A 19,599-nucleotide genomic window follows, 5' to 3' on the forward strand; every position below is an offset into this window, starting at 1 on the left:
GTCGACGTCGTCACTCCGGTGCAGGTCACGACCGATTCGGGCTCGGCGGCGTTCGTGGCCGGCGACAATGCGACGTCGACGCCGGTTGCCGTCGATGCGGGGCTGACGCTCACCGACAGCGCCACGTCGACGCTTGCTTCCGCCACGGTCGCCATCACCGGCGGATTCGTCAGCGCGGAGGACCGGCTGGCCTTCGCGAACAACGGCTCGACGATGGGCGACATCGCGGGTTCGTACAACTCGGCCACGGGCGTATTGACGCTGACCGCGGCTGGCGGCGCGACCCTGGCCCAATGGCAGAGCGCGCTCGAATCGGTCACGTACACCGACACGGCGGTCACGCCCAATAGCGCAACGCGCACCGTGAGCTTCACGGCGACGGACAGCCTAACCAACACGAGCAGCGCGGCTACGCGCACGGTGACAGTGACAGACACGGATCAATCGCCGATCGTGACCACGACGCGCGGCACGACGAGCTATGTGGGCGCATCGGCGGGCGTCACCATCGACGGTCACGTCTCGGTCAGCGATCTCGACAACGCGACCCAGACCTCGGCCACGGTGGCGGTCACGACGGGCTTCCATACCGGCGACGTGCTGAGCTTCACGAACGACGGCGCGACCATGGGCAACATCCAGGCGTCGTACAGCGCGGGAACGGGCGTGCTGCTGCTGAGTTCGATCGGCGGTAGCGCCACGAATGCGCAATGGGCCAGCGCGCTGAGTTCGGTCACCTTCTCGAGCACGAGCACGACGTACGGCAACCGCACGATCTGGTACCAGGTGAACGATGGTACGAAGAACAGCGCGCAGGCGACGGACACGATCAGCATGACGGCGCCGCCGGCGATCACGACCGACTCCGGCTCGGCTTCATTCGTGGCGGGCGACAACGCGACCTCGACACCGGTGGCGGTCGATTCGGGCTTGACGGTGACCGACGGCAGCGCCGCGACGCTCGCCTCGACGACGGTGGCGATCACGGGCGGCTTTCAGAGCGGCGAGGACCGGCTCGCATTCACGAACGACGGCGCGACGATGGGCAACATCGCCGCCTCATACAACGCGGCGACGGGCGTGATGACGCTCACCTCGTCCAGTGCGACGGCGACGCTTGCACAATGGCAGAGCGCATTGCAGTCGATTACCTACACCGATACGGTGGTGACGCCGAACAACGCGACGCGCACGATCGGCTTCACGGCGGTAGACGGCGCGGGCAATACCAGCGCAACGGCCACGCGCACGGTCACGATGATCGACACGGATCAAACCCCGATCGTCACGACCACGCACGGCACGACGAACTACCTAGCGGGTACGTCGATGGCGACGATCGACGGCGGCATCACAGTGACCGATCGGGACAACACGACGCAAGCGTCCGGGACCGTGTCGATTACGAGCGGATTTCAGAGCGGCGACGTGCTGGCGTTTGCCAACACGAACTCGGCGACCTTCGGCAACATCGTCGGTTCGTACAACTCGACGACAGGGGTCCTGACGCTTACGTCCTCGGGCGCGGTGGCAAGCGACACGCAGTGGTCCAATGCGTTGTCCGCGGTGACCTTTGGATCTGCCAGTAATACGCCGCCGGGCAATCGCACGATTTCGTTCGCGACGAGCGACGGCACGAAGACCAGTGCCACCTCGACGGATACGGTGGCCGTGCTCGGGCCGCCGACGATCACGACCGACTCCGGCTCGGCCGCGTTCGTCGCGGGCGACAATACGGCATCGACACCGGTAGCCGTCGATGCCGGATTGACGCTGACGGACGGCGCCTCGCCGACGCTCGCTTCGGCGACAGTCGCGATCACGGGCAATTTCCATAGCGGCGAGGACATGCTCGCGTTCACGAACACGAGTGCGTCGACCTTCGGCAACATCGCCGCTTCGTACAACGCCGGGAGTGGCGTGATGACGCTGACGTCCGCGGGCGCGTCGGCCTCGCTCGCGCAATGGCAGGCGGCGCTCGATGCCGTCACCTACACCGACACGGCGGTCACGCCGAACACGGCGACGCGTACGATCAGTTTCGCGGCCGTCGATACGGGTGCGGCGACGAGCAACACGGCCACGCGCACGGTCACGGTGGCGGACACCGATCAAACGCCGGTCGTTTCGACGACGGGCGGCACGACGAACTACGTGGGCGGCACCTCGGCGGCGACCATCGACGGTCACGCGACGGTCGTCGATCTGGACAATACGACGCAATCGCTCGGAACGGTATCGATCACCACCGGATTCCACAGCGGCGACACGCTGACGTTCGTGAACACGAGTTCGCCGACCTTCGGCAATATCGTCGGCTCGTACAACTCGACGACGGGCGTTTTGACGCTCACGTCCTCGGGCGCGGTGGCAAGCGACACGCAGTGGTCCAATGCGTTGTCCGCGGTGACGTTCTCGGCGAGTTCGACCGCCACCCCGGGCAACCGCACGATTTCGTTCGCGACGAGCGACGGCGCGAAGACAAGTACCGCGGCGACGGATACCGTGGACGTGCTCGGTCCGCCGACAATCACGACGGACTCGGGCTCGGCCGCGTTCGTCGCGGGCGACAACACGGCATCGACGCCGGTGGCCGTCGATGCCGGATTGACGCTGACGGACGGCGCTTCGCCGACGCTCGCTTCGGCGACGGTCGCCATCACGGGCAACTTCCATAGCGGCGAGGACATGCTCGCGTTCACGAACACGAGTGCGGCGACCTTCGGCAACATCGCCGCTTCGTACAACGCAGCGACGGGTGTGATGACGCTGACGTCCTCGGGCGCATCGGCCTCGCTCGCGCAGTGGCAGGCGGCCCTCGATGCCGTCACCTACACCGACACGGCGGTCACGCCGAACAATGCGACGCGCACGATCAGTTTCGCGGCGGTCGATACGGGCGCCACGACAAGCAACACGGCCACGCGCACGGTCACGGTGGCCGATACCGATCAGACGCCGGTCGTGACGACAACGATCGGGGGCGCGTCGAGCTATACCGCGGGCGCCACCCCGACGATCGTGAATCCGCATATGAGCGTGACGGATCTCGATAGTCCGACTCAAGCGTCCGGCACGGTATCGATCACGGGCAACTTCCACAGCGGCGATACGCTGAGCTTCGCCAACACGAGTGCGTCGACGTTCGGCAACATCGCCGCCTCGTACAACGCGGCAACGGGCGTATTGACGCTGACGTCCTTGGGTGCGACGGCCACCGATGCACAGTGGTCCAGCGCGTTGAGCGCGGTGACCTTCGCGAGCAGCAACACGAGCTTCGGCAATCGCGCGATTTCATTTGCGACGAGCGACGGCGCAAAAACGAGTACGGCCGCAAGCGCAACGGTCGCCTTCTTCGACCGCCCGCAAGTGACGACCGACGCGGGTGCCGCGTCGTTTTCGGCCGCCGATAACGCCACCTCGACACCCGTCGTGGTCTCGCCGGGCCTGACATTGACCGACGCCAGCGTGAGCGCCGGCAATACGTCGGTCGCTTCGGCCACGGTCGCGATCACGGGCGGTTTTCATGCAGGGCAGGACGTGTTGGCGTTCGCGAACGACGGCGCGACGATGGGCAACATCCAAGCGGCGTACAACGCGAGCACGGGTGTGCTGACGCTGACCTCGGCGGGCGGCACGGCAAGTTTGGACGCGTGGCGCTCGGCGTTGGCTTCGGTTACCTACACGGATACAGCGGTGGTGCCCGACAACGCCACGCGTACGATCGGTTTCGCGGTGACGGACGGCAACGGGTCGGCCAGCGCTGTGTCCGCACGTAGCGTGACGGTGACCGATACCGATCAAACGCCGACGCTGTCCGTGAGCGGCGGTGCGACGTTCACCTCCCAAGTAACCGGTTCGACGCCCGTGGCCGTGGCGCCGCAAGCGATCGTGGGCGACCGCGATCCGAGCGCGACGCTCACATCCGCGCAGGTCGCGATCGACAGCGGCTTCGACGCGGCGCACGATACGTTGGCGCTCGCGAACGGGCCGGCAACGGCCGGCTTCGGCGCAAGCTACAACGCCGCCACCGGCGTGTTGACGTTGACGTGGACGGGCAGCGGCAAGCCGACGCTGGCGCAATGGCAAAGCGCGCTCGAATCCGTGACGTATTCGAATTCGGCGTTCCGAGCGAGCGGCAGCCGCACTGTCGCGTTCACGATCACCGATGGCGTGAAGACGAGCGTGGCGGCGTCCAATACGATTTCGATCGTCACGGGGCCGGCGGGCGGCACGCCGAGCGCGGCGATGCCGGCGGCGCCTGCAACGACAACCGATACGTCGAACTCGACATCGTCGTTCTCGCATTCGACGGGGGCGGACAACACCGATGCGCCGGACGTGCTCGACGAATTGGGCAGCACGCGGCCGATCGGATCGGTGCCCGTGGTGCCGACGATGACGTTCTCCGATCCGAGCGCGCCGGCCGGCAGCTTTTCGGTCGACCGAGCGACGGTATCGCGCTTCGACGCCACCGCGCTCGATGCGACGCTGGCCGTGAGCCAGTCGTCGGAGATGCCGACCGCGGCGTCGGAGATGGATGTATCGGTGCCGGAACACGATCCGTTCTCGATCGAAGTCGCGACGCTGTTGCCGCCGTCGCAGGCGCTGCAGGGTGGGGCATCGGATGTCACCGTGCGGTTGGCGGACGGACGCTCGCTGCCCGGTTGGCTGCACTACGACGCGGCGAGCGGCGTACTGCGCGGCAAGGTGCCGCCGGGTGCGCAGGACGTGCGGATCGTCGTCGAGTCGCACGATGCCTCGGGGCATGTTTCGCGTCGCGATGTCGTGCTCGCGCCGCATGCGCGCGGCAACGGGCATGGGCTCGCGCACCCGAATCGCGCGCATCCGCATGCCGATTCGAACGGCCATGCCAACGGCCATGCGGCGCTCGATCTCGTGCAACCGCTCGCCTCGCGTGCGGCACACCCCGTCGGCAAGCCTTCGCTGGATCGCCAATTCGCCCAAGCACGCGCGGCGTTGCACGTCGCGCCTATCTTGCATGGGGCGCAGGCGGCACAGGTAGCGCGCACGGTTCGTCGCGCATGAATTTTCGTCCTCTTTCAAGAACAATGAACCCACACACGACTTTTGCCGAAGCCGCTTCCTCACCTGCCGGCGCGCGCGATTGCCCGCGCGCGGCCGGCCCGCGGCGCGCGACGCGCCCTTCGCTGATCGCCGCCGCCGTGGCGGCACTATGGCTGTCCGGCTGCGCGATCCACCCCACACCGTTTACGGACGCCGAGCGCGCGCAAACGGCGCAGGCCGACCGCACGGCGATGTTCGCGGGCCAGCCGCCGCTCTCCGGGCCCATCACGCTCGAAGAGGCGATGGCGCGCGCGATTCGCTTCAACCTCGATCATCGCTTGAAGATGATGGAAGAGGCGCTGGCGCAAAAGCAGCTCGATTTGGCGAATTTCGATATGTTGCCGAAGCTGACCGCGCAGGCCGGCTACACGAACCGCAATAATTTGCTCGTGTCGTCGTCGGAGGATTACTTCACGCGCGGACAATCGCTGCCGCCCTCGTATTCGAGCGATAGGGACGAGCGCACGGCCGATCTCTCGTTCTCGTGGAATATCCTCGACTTCGGCGTGAGCTACTTCGAGGCGAAGGAGCAGGCCGATCGCGTGCTTGTCGTCGAACAGCGCCGGCGCAAGGTCGTGCAGTTGATGATGCAGCAAGTGCGCGAAGCATATTGGGAGGCCGCCGGCGCGCAGCGCTTGGAGAGCCGCATCGGCCCCTTGCTGGCGCAGGCGAAGCAAGCGCTCGACGAATCGCGTCAATCGCAAACGGAACGCTTGCGTTCGCCGCTCGAAACGCTCGCTTATCAGCACGCGCTGCTCGACATCATGCGTCAGCTCGAAGCCGTGCGCGATCAACTGGAAGAGGCCAAGCCCCGGCTTGCTTCGCTGATGAACATCGCGCCGGGCACCGATTTCACGCTCGCGCCGCCGCAGGGGTTCCAAGCGCCGACGTTCGATATGCCGATGGCTCAGATGGAGGAGACCGCATTGGAACGCCGGCCCGAGTTGGTCGAAGCGAGTTACAACGAGCGTATCAGCGTGAACGAGACGCATAAGGCGATCGCCAAGCTGCTGCCGGGCATCGAGCTGCAACTGGGCTCGCATTACGATAGCAACAGTTTTCTGATGTTTCACTCGTGGCGCGCCGCCGGCGTGAACGTGAGCTGGAACCTGCTGAACTTGCTCAACGAGAAGAGCATCCGCGGCGCGGCCGATGCCCAGCATGACGTCGCGCATGCGCAGCAGCTCGCGCTGTCGATGGCCGTGCTGACGCAAGTGCACGTCGCGCGCGCCGAACTCTCGGCGAAGCAGCGCCAGTTCGATCTGTTCAAGCAACTCGACGATGTCGATGCGCAGATTTTGACGCATACGCATAACGCCACCGTGGCCAGCGCGCAAGGCAAGCTCGAGGAGATTCGCGCGGCAACGTCCGCCATGATGTCCGAGTTGCGTCTGTACCAAAGCTACGGCGAACTCGAAAGCGCATACGGGCAGTTGCTCGCGACGCTCGGGCTCGATCCGCTGCCGGGCAAAGTCGACAAGGACGACCTGAAATCGATCGAGCAATCGATCGACAAGGAGCAAGCACGTTGGGCCTCGTTCGGCGGTGCGAATGGAGCGAAGACTCAATGAATCGAAGGTGCAAGACCGGGCTGCGCGGTGCGGCCCTGGCAATGGTGACGGCGATGGCGATGGCGTCGCAAGGTGCATGGGCTGCGGCGCCGCAAGCCGCGAAGGCGCCAGCGCAGGTCTCGGTTGCGGCGGCACCGGCACAGGCGGCGGTATCCGGTGCCGATCGCGCGGCGGACGAGAGCCGCATCCGCATTCAGCTCGTCGCGCGCGATCAAGTCGATCTGTCCAGCGAGATCAGCGCGAAGATCGCCTCGATGCCGTTGCGCGAGGGCGATGCATTCCGCGCCGGCCAAACGCTCGTCTCGCTCGATTGCTCGCTGTACGCCGCGCAAATGCATAAGGCGCAGGCGGAGGCCGAAGCGGCGGTGCAATTGAAGCGCGTCGACGATCGGCTCTCGCAACTGCATTCGATCGGCGAAGTCGACGTTCAGCAAGCCGATGCAAAAGCGAAGGCGAGTGCAGCCGAACTCGCTTATATGCAGGCGACCGTGCGCAAGTGCAGTATTGCCGCGCCGTTCGACGGACGTGTGCTCAAGCGCAGCGCGGCGGCGCAGCAGTTCGCCGAACCCGGCAAGACGTTGCTCACGGTGGTCGATACGAGCCATCTCGAACTGAAGATGATCGTGCCGTCGAAATGGCTCGCTTGGCTCAAGCCCGGTCATCCGCTCAGCGTGAATGTCGACGAAGTCGGTAAGACGTACCCGGCCACGGTGGCGCGCATCGGCGCGCGCGTCGATCCGGTGACGCAAACGGTGGACGTGACGGCCGCGCTGTCGGGCCATGCGCCCGAACTGCTGCCCGGCATGAGCGGCTGGGCCAGCTTCGCCGGTGCCGGCCACTAACCGCTGCTTGCCATGAATGCCCCGCTGCAGATCGAGGCGACCACGCTCGCCGTGCTATGGCAATTGTCAGCGCGTGCGCGAGAGGCGGCGAGCGAGGAAACGCTCGGCTTCGTGATCGTCAACGAATCGCTTTCGCTCGTGCCGTATCGCCAAGCGGCATGGTGGCGCGCGCCCGCGCCGGTGCCCGGCGCCGTCGCGGCCGTGTCGGGACTGCCGCAAAGCGATCCCGGTGCGCCCTACGTGCAATGGCTCGGCGAAGTGTGTCGCGAACTCGAACGTCGCTCGGCGCGCGCCACGGCCGCCGGTGCATCGCAGGCCAAGGCGCCCGGAGATATCGATGCGAGCACCGCGACGGTCGCTGCGGGCGATGCGCCCAAGCCGGATTCCGCCGAGCGCGCATGGCCGCGAGCGTTGACCTTCGATAGTCTGCCCGAGGCGCTCGCCGCCGATTGGAATGCCTGGTGGCCGACGCATGCCCTGTGGGTGCCGCTCATCGATCGCACGGGCCGCTCGCTCGGCGGCGTCGTCTTCGTGCGCGAGCAGCCTTGGACGCCTATCGACGAAGCGCTGTTCGCGGAACTCGCGCGAGTCTGGTCGCATGCGCTCGCGGCGTTTTCGCCGCGCACGTCGTGGATGGAGCGGGCGAAGCTTGCGTTGCGCGCGGGCAAGCATCGGCGCCGCGTACTCGCGGCGATCGTCTGCGCACTGATCGTTCCCGTACCGTTGACGGTGCTCGCGCCGGCCGAAGTCACGGCGAAGGATCCGTTCGTTGTGCGCGCGCCGCTCGACGGGGTCATCGACCGTCTCGCCGTGCAGCCGAATCAGCGTGTGGCCGCCGGTGCGCCGCTGTTCGCATTGGATTCGACCGCGCTCGCCTCGCGTTATGCGCTGGCGAACAAGCAGTACGCCACGGCGCAGGAAGAATATCGGCAAACGGCGCAGCTCGCCGTGACCGACGACAAGGACCGGCTCGACATGGCGCTACGCAAGGGCAAGCTCGACGAGAGCGCCGTCGAACTCGACTACACGAAGCGCGAACTCGCGCGCGTGCGCGTGAACGCGCCGCGTGCCGGCGTGGCGGTCTTCTCCGATCCGAACGATTGGAACGGCAAAGCCGTCTCGATCGGCGAAAAAGTGATGCTGCTCGCCGATCCGGCCAGCGTCGAGCTGACGGCCTATGTGCCCGTTGCCGATAACGTCGATATCGCGCCGGGCGCGATGCTCACGCTCTATCCGAAGAGTTCGCCGCTCGCGGCCTACGACGCGCGCATCGATACCGTGGCGTACCGCGCCGAGCCCACGCCGGAAGGGGTGGTCGCCTATCGCGTCAAAGCCACCTTCGTCGGTACGGTCAAGCCGCCGCTCGGGGTCATGGGCACCGCGCGCATCCATGGCCGTTGGGTGCCCCTGTCCTACTATTTGTTGCGCCGGCCGCTTGCAACCGCGCGCCAGTGGCTCGGCTGGTAGGCCGTGCAGGCCGCTTGCGCACACCCGAGATAGCGTTCCGATGTCCCGTCTCCCACCCCTTCGCCAAGAACTGAGCCTGACGAGCGGCGCGGCGACGCCCGACGGCGCACCGACCTGGATGCTGCACGACCCGGCCGCGAATCGCTTCTTTCAGATCGGCTGGCCCGCGTTCGAGATGCTCTCGCGCTGGCCGCTCGACGATGCGCAGGCGATCGTCGCCTCGGTCAATGCCGAAACAACGCTGACGCTGACGCTGGACGACTTCGAAGCGCTCGTGCGCACGCTTCAGCAGCAGCATTTGCTCGTTTCGACGAATGCGGACGATACCGGAAGGCTGGGCCGCTACGCGCAAGCGAGCAAGCTCTCGCATGCGATGTGGCTGCTCAAGCATTACTTGATGATCCGTGTGCCGTTGTGGCGGCCGATGCCGTTCCTGCGGCGGTTCGCGCGCTACGCCGAGATCGCGTATCGTCCGGCGTTCTGGGCGGTCGTCGCGCTGATGGCGCTTACAGGCCTTGTGCTCGTATCGCGCCGATGGGATGAGTTCATCCACACGTTTCACGGCTACGCCGACCTGCGCGGGCTCGTCGCGATCGGCCTCGCACTAGGCTGCGCGAAAGTGTTGCACGAATTCGGGCACGCGTTCACGGCGCATCGCTACGGATGCCGGGTGCCGACGATGGGGGTGGCGCTGCTCGTCATGGTGCCCGTGCTTTATACCGATACGACCGAAGCTTGGAAGGTGCCGGGCCGCGCCGAACGGTTGCGCATCGGCGCCGCCGGCATGCTGACCGAACTCGCGCTGGCCGCGTTCGCGACGCTGGCTTGGAGCGTATTGCCCGACGGGCCGATGCGGGCGGGGGCGTTCTTGCTCGCGACGACGACCTGGATCGGCACGCTGACGATCAACGCCAGTCCGTTCATGCGCTTCGACGGCTATTTTCTGCTGTCGGATTGGCTCGACATGCCGAATCTGCACGACCGCGCGTTTGCGTTCGGCCGCTGGTGGCTGCACGAGCGGTTGTTCGGCTTCGGCGATCCGCAACCCGAACCGTGCGCGCCGCGACGCCGACGCTTTCTGATCGCGTTTTCGTTCGCGACTTGGCTGTATCGGCTCGCCGTGTTCTTTTCGATTGCACTCGTCGTCTATCACGCCTTCTTCAAGGCAATGGGATTGGCGCTGTTTTGCGTCGAATTCGGATGGTTTATCGCGCGACCGATCGTGCGCGAGGTCGGCGGATGTTGGCAGCGTCGCGAGGCGTTGCGCTGGTGCCGCGAAACCCGCCGCACGGCCATCGTCGCCGCGGTGCTGTTCGCGTCGTTGGTGCTGCCGTGGCATGGCGGTGTCGGCGCGCCGGCCGTGCTCGGGCCGCAGCGCGCGCAAGGACTCTATGCGCCCGAAGCCGCCTACGTCACCACAGACGCGGCGATCGCACGCGACGGCGAGCGCGTGCGGGCGGGCGATGTGCTCGCCGTGTTGGCGTCGCCCGATCTCACGCACAAGCTGCAAGCGGCGCAGGCCGAAGAAGCGCTGCTGCGTTGGCAGCTCGAGCAGCAGCCGTTCGACGAGCGCCTACTCGAACAGGGTGTGGCGTTGCGGCGACGTTGGGATGCGGCGCGCGAAACGGTGGCGGGGTTCGCGGCGCAAACGGCGCAATTGACGTTGCGGGCCCCGTTCGACGGCGTCGTGCAAACCGACGAAGCCTGGGCGCCGGGCACCTGGCTGCCGCGCGGCGAGCATCTGTTCGATGTCGTTGGACCGACGGGGGTCAAAGGCGAGGCGTATATCGGCGAGGACGACGCCGCGCGCGTGGCGGCGGGCGATCGCGTGACGTTCGTCGCTTCGCTGCCGGAGCGGGGGGCGCTCGAGTGCAAGGTCACGGCGATCGATCGCGTCAACGTCTCGACGCTCGATGTGCCTGCGCTTGCGAGCGTCTATGGCGGACCGCTGCCGGTGCAGCAGCAGCCGGGTACGCGCCAGCTCGTCCCGCTGGCCGCGATCTATCGCGTGCGGATCGGCGCGTGTCCGACGGGTCAAGCGTGGCCTCGGGAACTTGTCGGGACGGCGACGATCGGCGGGGCGAGGCAAAGCTTCGCCTGGCGCGGGCTCAAATGGCTGGCGTCCGTGTTCGAGCGCGAGAGCGGGGCGTAGCGCTGAGTGCATCGACCGCACAAAGCCCTCGCCAGCCGGATGCCGAACGCGCCGCTCGGCGCGGCGTGCTCGCTTGCGTCCGATTTCGCGCGGCGGCACGCATGATGCTTCTTCGTGGCAGACGGATTGCCGATCTTTGAGGGCGCGATGAAATTACTGACAACAGCGAAGTGGGGAGCCTGTGCGGCGGCTTGCGCGCGTTTGCTCGACTGGCGGCGCGCGGCGGCCTCGGGCATGGTCGCGGGATTGTGCGCGGCAGGCGCCGCGGCTTATTCGTCGCGTAAGGAGGGCTCGACGGCCTATGCGCCGCTCAATGCCGTGACCCACTGCGTGTGGCCCGAACGTGCGCCGCGAGAGCAAGGCTTCAGCGTGCGTCACACGGTGTTGGGTCTTGCCATCCATCAAGCGGCAGCCGTGTTTTGGGCGCTGCTGTTCGAGCGCATCGTGCCGCGCGCGCCGCGCAAGCACCCAGCGGCCGTCGTTGCCGCGGCTGCGGGAACGGCCGCGACCGCTTATGTCGTCGATTATCACGTCGTACCCAAGCGCTTGACGCCGGGCTTCGAAGCGCATCTCGGGCCTCGCTCGATGACGCGCGTCTACGTGGGCATTGCCCTAGGCCTCGCCGTCGCCGCTTTGTTGCGTTCGCCCGAGCGCTGAACGGCCATGGCCATGGTCATCGCCATGGCGAACGTTCGCGTGCGGCTATTGACGGGCATCGTCCGGCCAATGCTCGGCAATGTCGGCCAGGGTGTCGCGCAACCACACGCTCGCGGGATCGAACTGGCTGCGTGGATGCCATGCGGCGAACATCGTGAAGCCGCGCGCCTGAAAGGGCAGCTCGAACACGTCGAGCGCGTTGCGGTAACGGGTAACCAGCCGAGAGGGCAGCGTCGCGACGTAGTCCGTGAGCGAGACGAGTTCGGGCGCGGCGATGAAATGCTGGATGGACAGGGCGACGCGACGCGTCCGCCCGAGCGCCTGCAAATGCTCGTCCATGAAGCCGAAGAAACTGCCGCCGCTCGTCGAAACGAGCACGTGGTCGAGCGCGCAATAGGCGTCGAGATCCGGCGGCGTTGCCCCACGCGGATGACCCTTACGTTGAATGAAGACGAAGCGTTCGTCGTAAAGCTTGCGTGCCTTGGCCCACACGGGGACCATGCGCTCGGAGCCGATCAGAAGATCGATCTCGCCGCGCTCGAAGCGCTCGATGCTCGCGGACTGTTCGCCCGCGACGAACGCAAGCTGGACGTTGGGCCCGGCTCGCTTCGCCCATGAGCGCATCAAGTGAAATCCCAGCACGGCCACGGCTTGATCGCTGCCCGCGATCGTGAAGCGGCGTGCGTCGGCAAACGGATCGAACGAACTTTGGCGGCGAACGACCGCTTCGAGCTGGGCTAACGCGGCTTTGAGCGGGCTCATGAGTTCGGTCCCGAACACGCTGCGCACCATCCCGCGGCCGCTCGGCGCCGGGATCAAGAGCGGATCTTTGAGCAACTGACGCAGGCGCGCCAATTGGGTGGAGACGGCCGGTTGCGTTAAATGCAGTCGCTCGGCTGCCCGCGTCACATTCGACTCTTCCAGCAATGCATCGAGCGACACGAGCAGATTGAGATCGACGCCTCGCAAATCAACCATATTGATGGGTGCCATCCTATTAATTGATTTCAAGAATACGTCGACCCTCGCTAGAGTTCAATCGTCCGATCTCATTCGGTGTCTCGAACTTAACGGAGGAAACGACCATGAAAGCGTGGATGCTCGACGCACCCGGCAAGCCTTTGGCCCTGCGCGACGGACCGGAGCCGCAACCGCGCCACGGCGCGGTGCTGCTGCGTATGGAGGCGGTGCCGCTGCTCAGCTATACGCGGGCATACCTCGAAGGCAAGCTCCCCTATGCGTTTCCGCCGGGGCCTTTTTCGCCGGGAACGAACGGCATTGGCCGCATCGAGGCGGTGGGCGAGGGCGTGTTCGGTTTCCGCGTGGGGCAGCGCGTGGCCGTGAACCCGTATTGGCGTGCCGACGAAGGCGTGTGCGAACCCGAGCAAGTCTTGATCGGCCTGACCGGGATCAGCGCCGGCAGCGCACCGATGCTCGCCACCTTCCGGCACGGAACGCTGCGCGAACTCGCCGAGTTTCCGGCTTCGACGATTGTCGGGCTGGACGGGCTCGACGCCGTGCCGTCGCGGTGTCTGGCTGCGCTCGGCAAGTTTTCCGTGCCGTTCGGCGGTTTGCGGCGCGGACAGCTTGCGGCGGGGGAAACGGTCGTCGTCAACGGGGCGAGCGGTTACTTCGGTTCGGCGGCGGTGCTGGCCGCGCTAGCGCTTGGGGCGAGCCGCGTCGTAGCCATGGGGCGCCGCGCGCAGGCGTTGGCTCCTCTCGTGGAGCTTGGCGGCGGTCGTGTGAAGTCGGTCGTACTGACGGGCGACGATGCCCAAGATGTCGTGGCGATTCGGGAGGCCGCGGGTGGCGGGGCGGATTTGGCGTTCGATATGGTGGGGCACGCGACCGATTCGAATGCGACGCTAGCGGCGCTGCGAAGCTTGCGTCGCAATGGCCGGCTCGTGCTGATGGGCAGCATGCAAGTCCCGTTGTCGATCCCGTACGGCGAAATGCTGCTGAACAACTGGGCGTTGATCGGCAATTTCATGTACACCCGTGCGGATTATCTGGCGTTGGTCTCACTCGTCGCGTCGGGCCAATTGGCGCTCGACGGCGTGGAGGTGACGGCTTATCCCTTTACGCAACTGGAAGCGGCGATCGATCGCGCCGGGAGCGCACAAGGGCTGCAGTGCACGGTGGTATCGAACGAGGGGGAGCGTAGCTGGGGCTGAACGCCGGGTTTGGCGAGCCAGCCCCGTCGCTTCCGCAGTGTGATATGCGGACCGATGAACGTGGCGTTCATGCCGATTTTTCAGACGAAGTGACGTTTCAGCCGCGGCTGCATCGCCGCGGCCGAGTGCAGCGGTTCGCGAGCCGCCGGCTAGCCTTCTATGCGGCGTGCTTGGACGTGCAGACAGCCATTGTCTTGGGCCGCGCTGTTTTCGACGCGCGCAGCAGCACCGGAAACCCGATGCACCCGAACGCCGCGACCACGACGACGAATGCGGCGAGTGCCGCAACGGTGCCGGGCAGCGCCGCGACGAGGTAAATCGCGAGCGAGCCGGCGATCATGTGCATCGCGCCCATGAGCCCCGACGGTGCCCCGGCGTTATCGGGAAAGCTCGTGACGCCGCCGGCGAACGACAGCGGCAGGATGAAGCCGTTCGCGAGCGCGATGATCGACATCGCGGCAATCATCGGCAACGGCGTGGCGCCGGCGAAGCTGGCTATCGCCAGGCAGGCGGCGCCGGCCGCGAGAATGCCATACCCGACGCCGATGATCCGATCGATGCCGCGTGTTTTCGCGAAGTGCCGCGAGGTCAAGTTGCCGGCGATGTAGGTGACCGACAGGCTCATATAGCAGTAGCTGATCGTCTTCGTCGACAAACCCATGCCCACGAGGATGACGGGCGAGGCGGCCAGATAGCCGAGGTAGACCGCGTAGCCGACGCAAAGGTTGACCGCGTACGACCAGAATTTAGGCTTACCGAGCAACATCGGATAGCTGCGGAACGTGCGCGCGATATTGCTGTGGCGGCTGGCCTTGGGCACCGTCTCGGGAATATAGACGGCGAGCAGGACGGTCGCGGCGATGCCGAGCGCGGCCGTGAACAAGAACGGCGCGCGCCACGACACATACGTCGTGATGTACCCCCCGATGAGCGGGGAGAGCGCGGGCGAGGCGCCGACGATCGGCATGATCGTCGTGAACGTGTGGGCGGCTTTCTTTGCATCGAAGATGTCGCTGACGATGGCGCGACCGATCACCATGCCGGCCCCCGCGCCGAGCGCCTGAAGCACGCGTGCGAATCCGAACGCCGTGACGTTCGGCGCCAACAAGCAAGCCACCGACGCAACGGCATAGAGCAGCATACCGCCGATGACGAGACGTTTGCGCCCATAGGCATCGGAGAGCGGGCCGTAAAGCGCTTGAGCGAGCGCCAGGCCGACGATATAGACGCTGAACGTGTGTTGAAGCGCGGAGATCGGCGTGCCGAACGCCTGCGCGGCGAGCGGCATGCCGGGCAGGTTGATGTCGGAGGCGACGAGGCCGCTCGCGCTGAGCAGCACAAGGGTGACGAGCAACACGCCTTGAGGAATGGCGAAGCGAGGCTGGTTCATTGTCGGTGTCCTTTAATCCGATGCATCGGCAAACGCCGCCGTCCCTTTTCTCGAACGCCGATCGGGCGTTGGAGCGGGTAGAACCGGCAGGTTTCCGATCGTAGGCACCCAGCTTAATCACGGCCTATAATGCCGTCCAAGACTTAATGGATCAGACTTGTTGCCAAAAAGGACATAACCATGGAGCTTCAGCAACTGAGGTACTTCGTGGCGGTGGCGGAGACCGAGCACGTGGCGCGGGCAGCCGAGCGGCTGCACATCTCGCAGTCGCCGCTCTCGCGCCAGATCCGTCAGCTCGAGGATCATCTCGGGCTGCAACTGTTCGAGCGCATCAAGCAGCGTGTGCGCCTCACGCCGGCAGGGCGCGATTTTCTGGAACAGGCGCGAGATTTATTGGGGCGTGCGGAGCGTATCGAAGAGCGTGCGCGGCAAATCGGCAAGGGCGAAGCGTGTTCACTGTCGCTCGGCTACTGCGATGGCGTCGTGCACAACGGATCGTTGCCGGCTGCGCTGCGGCGCTTTCGCACGACATACCCGCGCGTGAGTGTGAAGCTAGCGGCGATGCGCTCCGGGGAGCAGGTCGAAGCGCTCGAGCGCTCGCTGATCGACATCGCGTTCCTCTACAACTTGCCGAAGCCGAGGGAATCGCTGACAAGCCGCTTGTTGACGAGCGAGCCGTTCGTACTCGCCGTCGCCGACGATCATCCGCTCGCCGCGCGAAGCGCGATTGCGCCGAGCGACCTCGATGGCGAACCTTGGATCGCTCTGCCGAAGTCGATCAATCCGGCGGCGCGCGAGCGCTTTCTGGCGGCGTGCGAGGCGAGCGGGTTCATGCCGGACATTCAATTCGAAGTCCCTCACATTTCGACGACGCTGGGGCTCGTCAGCGCCGGGCTGGGCGTCTCGATCATGCAAGCGAGCATGCAGCGGATGAGCCCGCCCGGGGTGGTGTTCAAGAACGTGGATTGGCTACCGCTGGTCGTCGAGATTCATTTGGTCTGGCGCACGCATGCGCAGACGGCCGGGATACGGCACTTCTTGCGGGCGCTCGAAGCGTGCCACGAGAATGGCGAGATCGCACTGAGCGCTTGAGGGGCATGGGGGGCATGGGGGGCATGGCGCCGCCACGTTGCTGCGACGGCGTGTATCCCGCCATGCGGCGCTGTGCTGCAGTGGAAATAGCGCTTGATGATGGCGAGCGCGATACCGAGTAGCCCTGCGCCCTCGCTCATTACAATGACGCGTTGCGATTCGGCTTAACGACTCCCGGCGGCGCGCGGTACAGCTCCGCGAGCCTGGCCGCCCCATCACCTTTGAGGATACGTCTGCGATGTCGTTGCGTCTTACCCGTGCAGTTCGCGCATGCCTGACGATTTCGGTTGCCGCATTGTTGGTCCCGGCCGTACGAGCGGCGAGCTTCGACTGCGGCGCGGCCAGCAGTCCGATCGAGCATGCGATCTGCGACGACCCGCAGCTATCGGCGCTCGATAGGGAGCTGGCCGTTGCCTATCGGAACGCCGTGAAAGGCCAGGGCGGCAGCGCCGACCGATTGCGTGCGGAGCAGCGGGCGTGGCTCAAGTCGCGCGCGCTGGGCGGCAAAGCCGATCTTTCCGCACTCAAGGAGGCCTACCGGGCGCGCATCGACGAACTAAAGACAATTCCCGCTTTCCCGAGTCCGGAAGCGCCGGTCGAAGGCCCGACATTTCGGCTGACTCGCGCGGCGAAACAGCATGACTTCGTGTTGCGGATGCTCGAGGCGTGCGACGAGCCGTCCTGCGAGGGGCCGGCCCAACTGCTCGTGTATGGCAAGGGGCAGACGAAGCCGCTCCAGACGATCAACCTACCGAACGTCGTCGTGAGTCGGCAAACCGACGGCGGTGCGCCGATCGTCAACGCTGCGCGGCGATACGACGATGAGGGCGTCCTGAACGTCGGCGACTTCGATTTCGACGGGTACGAGGATTTCGGTGTCCAGACCGGTCACGAGGGCAGCTACGGCGGCCCGAGCTACGAGGTCTACTTGTTCGAACCGAAGACGGGGCGCTTCGTGTACAACGATGCGATGACGGAGTTGGCTCTCGAAAGCCTCGGCTTCTTCGAAGTCGATGCCGTGCATAAGCGTATTCGCACATTTGCAAAGGGCGGCTGCTGCTATCACGTACTGACCACCTACGAAATCCAACACGACGTGCCGATTGCCGTGGCGCGGCACACCGAGGACGCACTGAACGCGGTAGACGGCAAGATGCAAATCATCGACGAGCAACTCGTCAACGGTAAGTGGAGTAAGAAGATCCGCTACGAGCCGCTGCCGGATTGATGGGATATCGGCGCATGCTAAGCCCTTCATTCTGGTAGGCCATACGTGACTCGAACACGTGACCAACGGATTAAAAGGAACCGTCGCGGACGTTCGTGAAAATTCTCGAATTTTCCGAAAATTTTTGCCAGTAATGGGTTAGGGCGTCTTTGTGCGGCGCGGCATGTTCTCTGAAATTCCGAATTTTTGTGTAATTTTCCCGGCATGGTTACACAGGTTCTTGCTCGCTCTGCAAGGGCGATTTCGCAATCTTGCGGGACTTGCTTGGTCGCATTTACCCGCATATACCTGCTGCCGGACCTGCGCCGCGTAGATGTCCCCTCAGTCTATCGACCGTAAAGCCATGCAATTCATAGCGCAATTTCGCGAAACGCTTGACGTTGCTCAATCCGCCTACGCCTTCCACTTGGAACGGGCACGGCGGGTCATTGACTTGCTCGCTGCTAAGGATCGTCGCCTATCGGAATGGTTCTTAACAGGGGACACCAAGGACGAGGCGCTTCTTTACCCGGTCTACGAAGCTGACGGCACGCCAACGACAGCGGCTATCGCGGTGCTGAACGAGGAATATCGAAATGAAGGGCACCTCGCGAAGTCGATCGCCATGTGGAATGGACGCGAGCAAAAGAAAGACGGCGCGGCGCTCTCGCTGGGGTTTGATAACGATCCGTTGACGCATGATTTCGACCTCTCTCTAGGCGAAGAGGGCGCGAACGCTTCCCGGCTCGGCGATTTTCAATCGGTCGCTCAAGTCGTTGCGGCAATCGCTGATGCATACGCGCCGTCTTACGTGACAGCCGCGCCGCGCAAGTATTCGCCGAAACAGGTTTTCGATGACAAGCCGGGTGTCGGCTGGATGATCTATCTGCCGAAGTTCCTCACTGCGCAGCATGTGCCCGAGGCTCGCGCGCTGATACCCGTACCCGATGCAAGCCACAAGCAAACCGGTACGATCATCGTGAGCGTCACCGACGCTGTGTTCTCGGTGGGCAACCCGGAGCACGTCGAGATCGCCAACCGTATCGAGATACGCCTCGTCGATCAGGACTTGCTGCCGCGCTACTCTGACATCTGAATCGGCGTAGTCGATTGCGTGCGAGCTAGGAAGCTCGCGTCGCTATGGACCTGCTGACGCTGTCGGTCGTCGAATTCAAGAGCCGCCCATGCGCTGAATCTCGTGCGGTAGCGGGGCGGAAAACGGGATGCACCGCTAGTTGCAGCTCGTATCGACCTGATTGCCGAGTTGCCTATTGTGCCAGCTGCTTTGCCAATAAGCTCAATCACCCCGGCTCGAAGATCCCGGGTCGCTCCTACCTATCAATGGCGATAGGTGACACTGAAAATATCGAGTCGGTCGTGGCAAACTATCCGCGCCAGGCGGCAGGATAATCCACCGGATCAATCAACGAAATCAAGAATGGAACTATGAACTTTTTTGAATCAGCAAACGCCTTGTTCTCCTATGGCATTGGAACACTCCTTTTCTTCGCCTGCGCGTATGCCGTCGCCGATCTCACAACGGACCTTTTTGATTGGCCGGGGTGGGTTGTACCGGTTGTGATAATCGGATTGCTCGCAGTCTGGCTGTTGGGTACGCACGGATGGAATCTTTTGACCTCCGCATTCGGCGGAAGCTGGGATTATGGAAATGACCTTCGTGTGTCCTCTATGGGGCCCGATGACGCGTGGTTCATTCTGAAAGTCAAGTTCTGGGCCGCGATCGTCGGCACTGCACTTGGCTTTTTTGGACTTGGCAAGCTGCGTCACGAGTGGTAAAGACTTTGTTCGTGCATTGAAAGCTTCATCATGCTCGCGCCGGAAGGCATTCAACTGCAGCACAACGGTTCGGTCATTCTCATGGACGACTCGGGCATAACCGTCAACGGCCAGCGCATCGATTTGAACAAATAACCCCATTCAAGAGAGTTGTCCGATCAT

The 19,599-nt window shown here is 64.7% G+C and carries 14 protein-coding genes; 11 read left to right on the forward strand and 3 right to left on the reverse strand.

The window, feature by feature from the left end; translation table 11 throughout:
* The coding region (locus ACTHN9_RS06265) for a hypothetical protein (RefSeq protein ID WP_440535889.1) at window positions 1-437 on the reverse strand (437 nt) is incomplete at its 3' end.
* On the opposite strand from ACTHN9_RS06265, the gene ACTHN9_RS06270 reads away from it, so the two are divergent.
* From ACTHN9_RS06270 to ACTHN9_RS06295, 6 genes are all read left to right on the forward strand, one after another.
* Window positions 421-5,049 carry a hypothetical protein gene (locus ACTHN9_RS06270; protein WP_440535890.1) on the forward strand — a complete coding sequence of 1,543 codons (4,629 nt, stop codon included), beginning with the start codon at window positions 421-423 and terminating at the stop codon, window positions 5,047-5,049. The two genes, ACTHN9_RS06265 and ACTHN9_RS06270, sit on opposite strands and share 17 nt — an antisense overlap.
* Window positions 5,050-5,072: 23 nt before the next feature.
* A complete protein-coding gene (locus ACTHN9_RS06275) occupies window positions 5,073-6,659 on the forward strand; it encodes a TolC family protein (RefSeq protein WP_440535891.1) in 1,587 nt (528 codons plus the stop codon).
* Window positions 6,656-7,501, forward strand: coding sequence for an efflux RND transporter periplasmic adaptor subunit (locus tag ACTHN9_RS06280; protein WP_440535892.1), 846 nt, complete (start codon window positions 6,656-6,658; stop codon window positions 7,499-7,501). The genes ACTHN9_RS06275 and ACTHN9_RS06280 overlap by 4 nt, the downstream gene beginning before the upstream one ends.
* Window positions 7,502-7,513: 12 nt before the next feature.
* On the forward strand, window positions 7,514-8,968 hold the full coding sequence (locus tag ACTHN9_RS06285; protein WP_440535893.1) for an efflux RND transporter periplasmic adaptor subunit: 1,455 nt from the start codon (window positions 7,514-7,516) through the stop codon (window positions 8,966-8,968).
* A gap of 40 nt (window positions 8,969-9,008) precedes the next feature.
* A complete protein-coding gene (locus ACTHN9_RS06290; protein ID WP_440535894.1) occupies window positions 9,009-11,120 on the forward strand; it encodes an HlyD family efflux transporter periplasmic adaptor subunit in 2,112 nt (703 codons plus the stop codon).
* Window positions 11,121-11,267: 147 nt separating this feature from the next.
* Window positions 11,268-11,777 (forward strand): hypothetical protein, encoded by a 510-nt coding sequence (locus ACTHN9_RS06295; RefSeq protein WP_440535895.1) that lies wholly within the window; start codon window positions 11,268-11,270, stop codon window positions 11,775-11,777.
* Between the two features lie 45 nt (window positions 11,778-11,822).
* Here ACTHN9_RS06295 and ACTHN9_RS06300 read toward each other — a convergent pair whose 3' ends face one another.
* Entirely contained in the window at window positions 11,823-12,755 is a 933-nt protein-coding gene (locus tag ACTHN9_RS06300) for a LysR family transcriptional regulator (protein ID WP_440535896.1), read from the reverse strand.
* 107 nt (window positions 12,756-12,862) lie between these two features.
* Here ACTHN9_RS06300 and ACTHN9_RS06305 point away from each other — a divergent pair, with 107 nt between their 5' ends.
* Window positions 12,863-13,951 carry a zinc-binding dehydrogenase gene (locus tag ACTHN9_RS06305; RefSeq protein ID WP_440535897.1) on the forward strand — a complete coding sequence of 363 codons (1,089 nt, stop codon included), beginning with the start codon at window positions 12,863-12,865 and terminating at the stop codon, window positions 13,949-13,951.
* Between the two features lie 157 nt (window positions 13,952-14,108).
* On the opposite strand, the gene ACTHN9_RS06310 is transcribed toward ACTHN9_RS06305, so the two are convergent.
* Entirely contained in the window at window positions 14,109-15,341 is a 1,233-nt protein-coding gene (locus ACTHN9_RS06310; protein ID WP_440535898.1) for a multidrug effflux MFS transporter, read from the reverse strand.
* A 180-nt stretch (window positions 15,342-15,521) separates the two neighbouring features.
* Between ACTHN9_RS06310 and ACTHN9_RS06315 the strand changes: the two genes are divergently transcribed.
* From ACTHN9_RS06315 to ACTHN9_RS06330, 4 genes are all read left to right on the forward strand, one after another.
* Window positions 15,522-16,433, forward strand: coding sequence for a LysR substrate-binding domain-containing protein (locus ACTHN9_RS06315; protein WP_440535899.1), 912 nt, complete (start codon window positions 15,522-15,524; stop codon window positions 16,431-16,433).
* Between the two features lie 238 nt (window positions 16,434-16,671).
* Window positions 16,672-17,661, forward strand: a complete 990-nt coding sequence (locus ACTHN9_RS06320; RefSeq protein ID WP_440535900.1) for a lysozyme inhibitor LprI family protein — start codon at window positions 16,672-16,674, stop codon at window positions 17,659-17,661.
* A gap of 313 nt (window positions 17,662-17,974) precedes the next feature.
* Window positions 17,975-18,736, forward strand: coding sequence for an immunity 52 family protein (locus ACTHN9_RS06325; protein ID WP_440535901.1), 762 nt, complete (start codon window positions 17,975-17,977; stop codon window positions 18,734-18,736).
* A gap of 350 nt (window positions 18,737-19,086) precedes the next feature.
* Complete coding sequence (locus tag ACTHN9_RS06330) at window positions 19,087-19,437, forward strand: hypothetical protein (RefSeq protein ID WP_440535902.1); 351 nt, start codon at window positions 19,087-19,089, stop codon at window positions 19,435-19,437.
* Window positions 19,438-19,599: the final 162 nt, after the last annotated feature.

Origin of the sequence: Trinickia sp. (assembly GCF_051953405.1) — a bacterium.
Lineage (GTDB): Bacteria > Pseudomonadota > Gammaproteobacteria > Burkholderiales > Burkholderiaceae > Trinickia.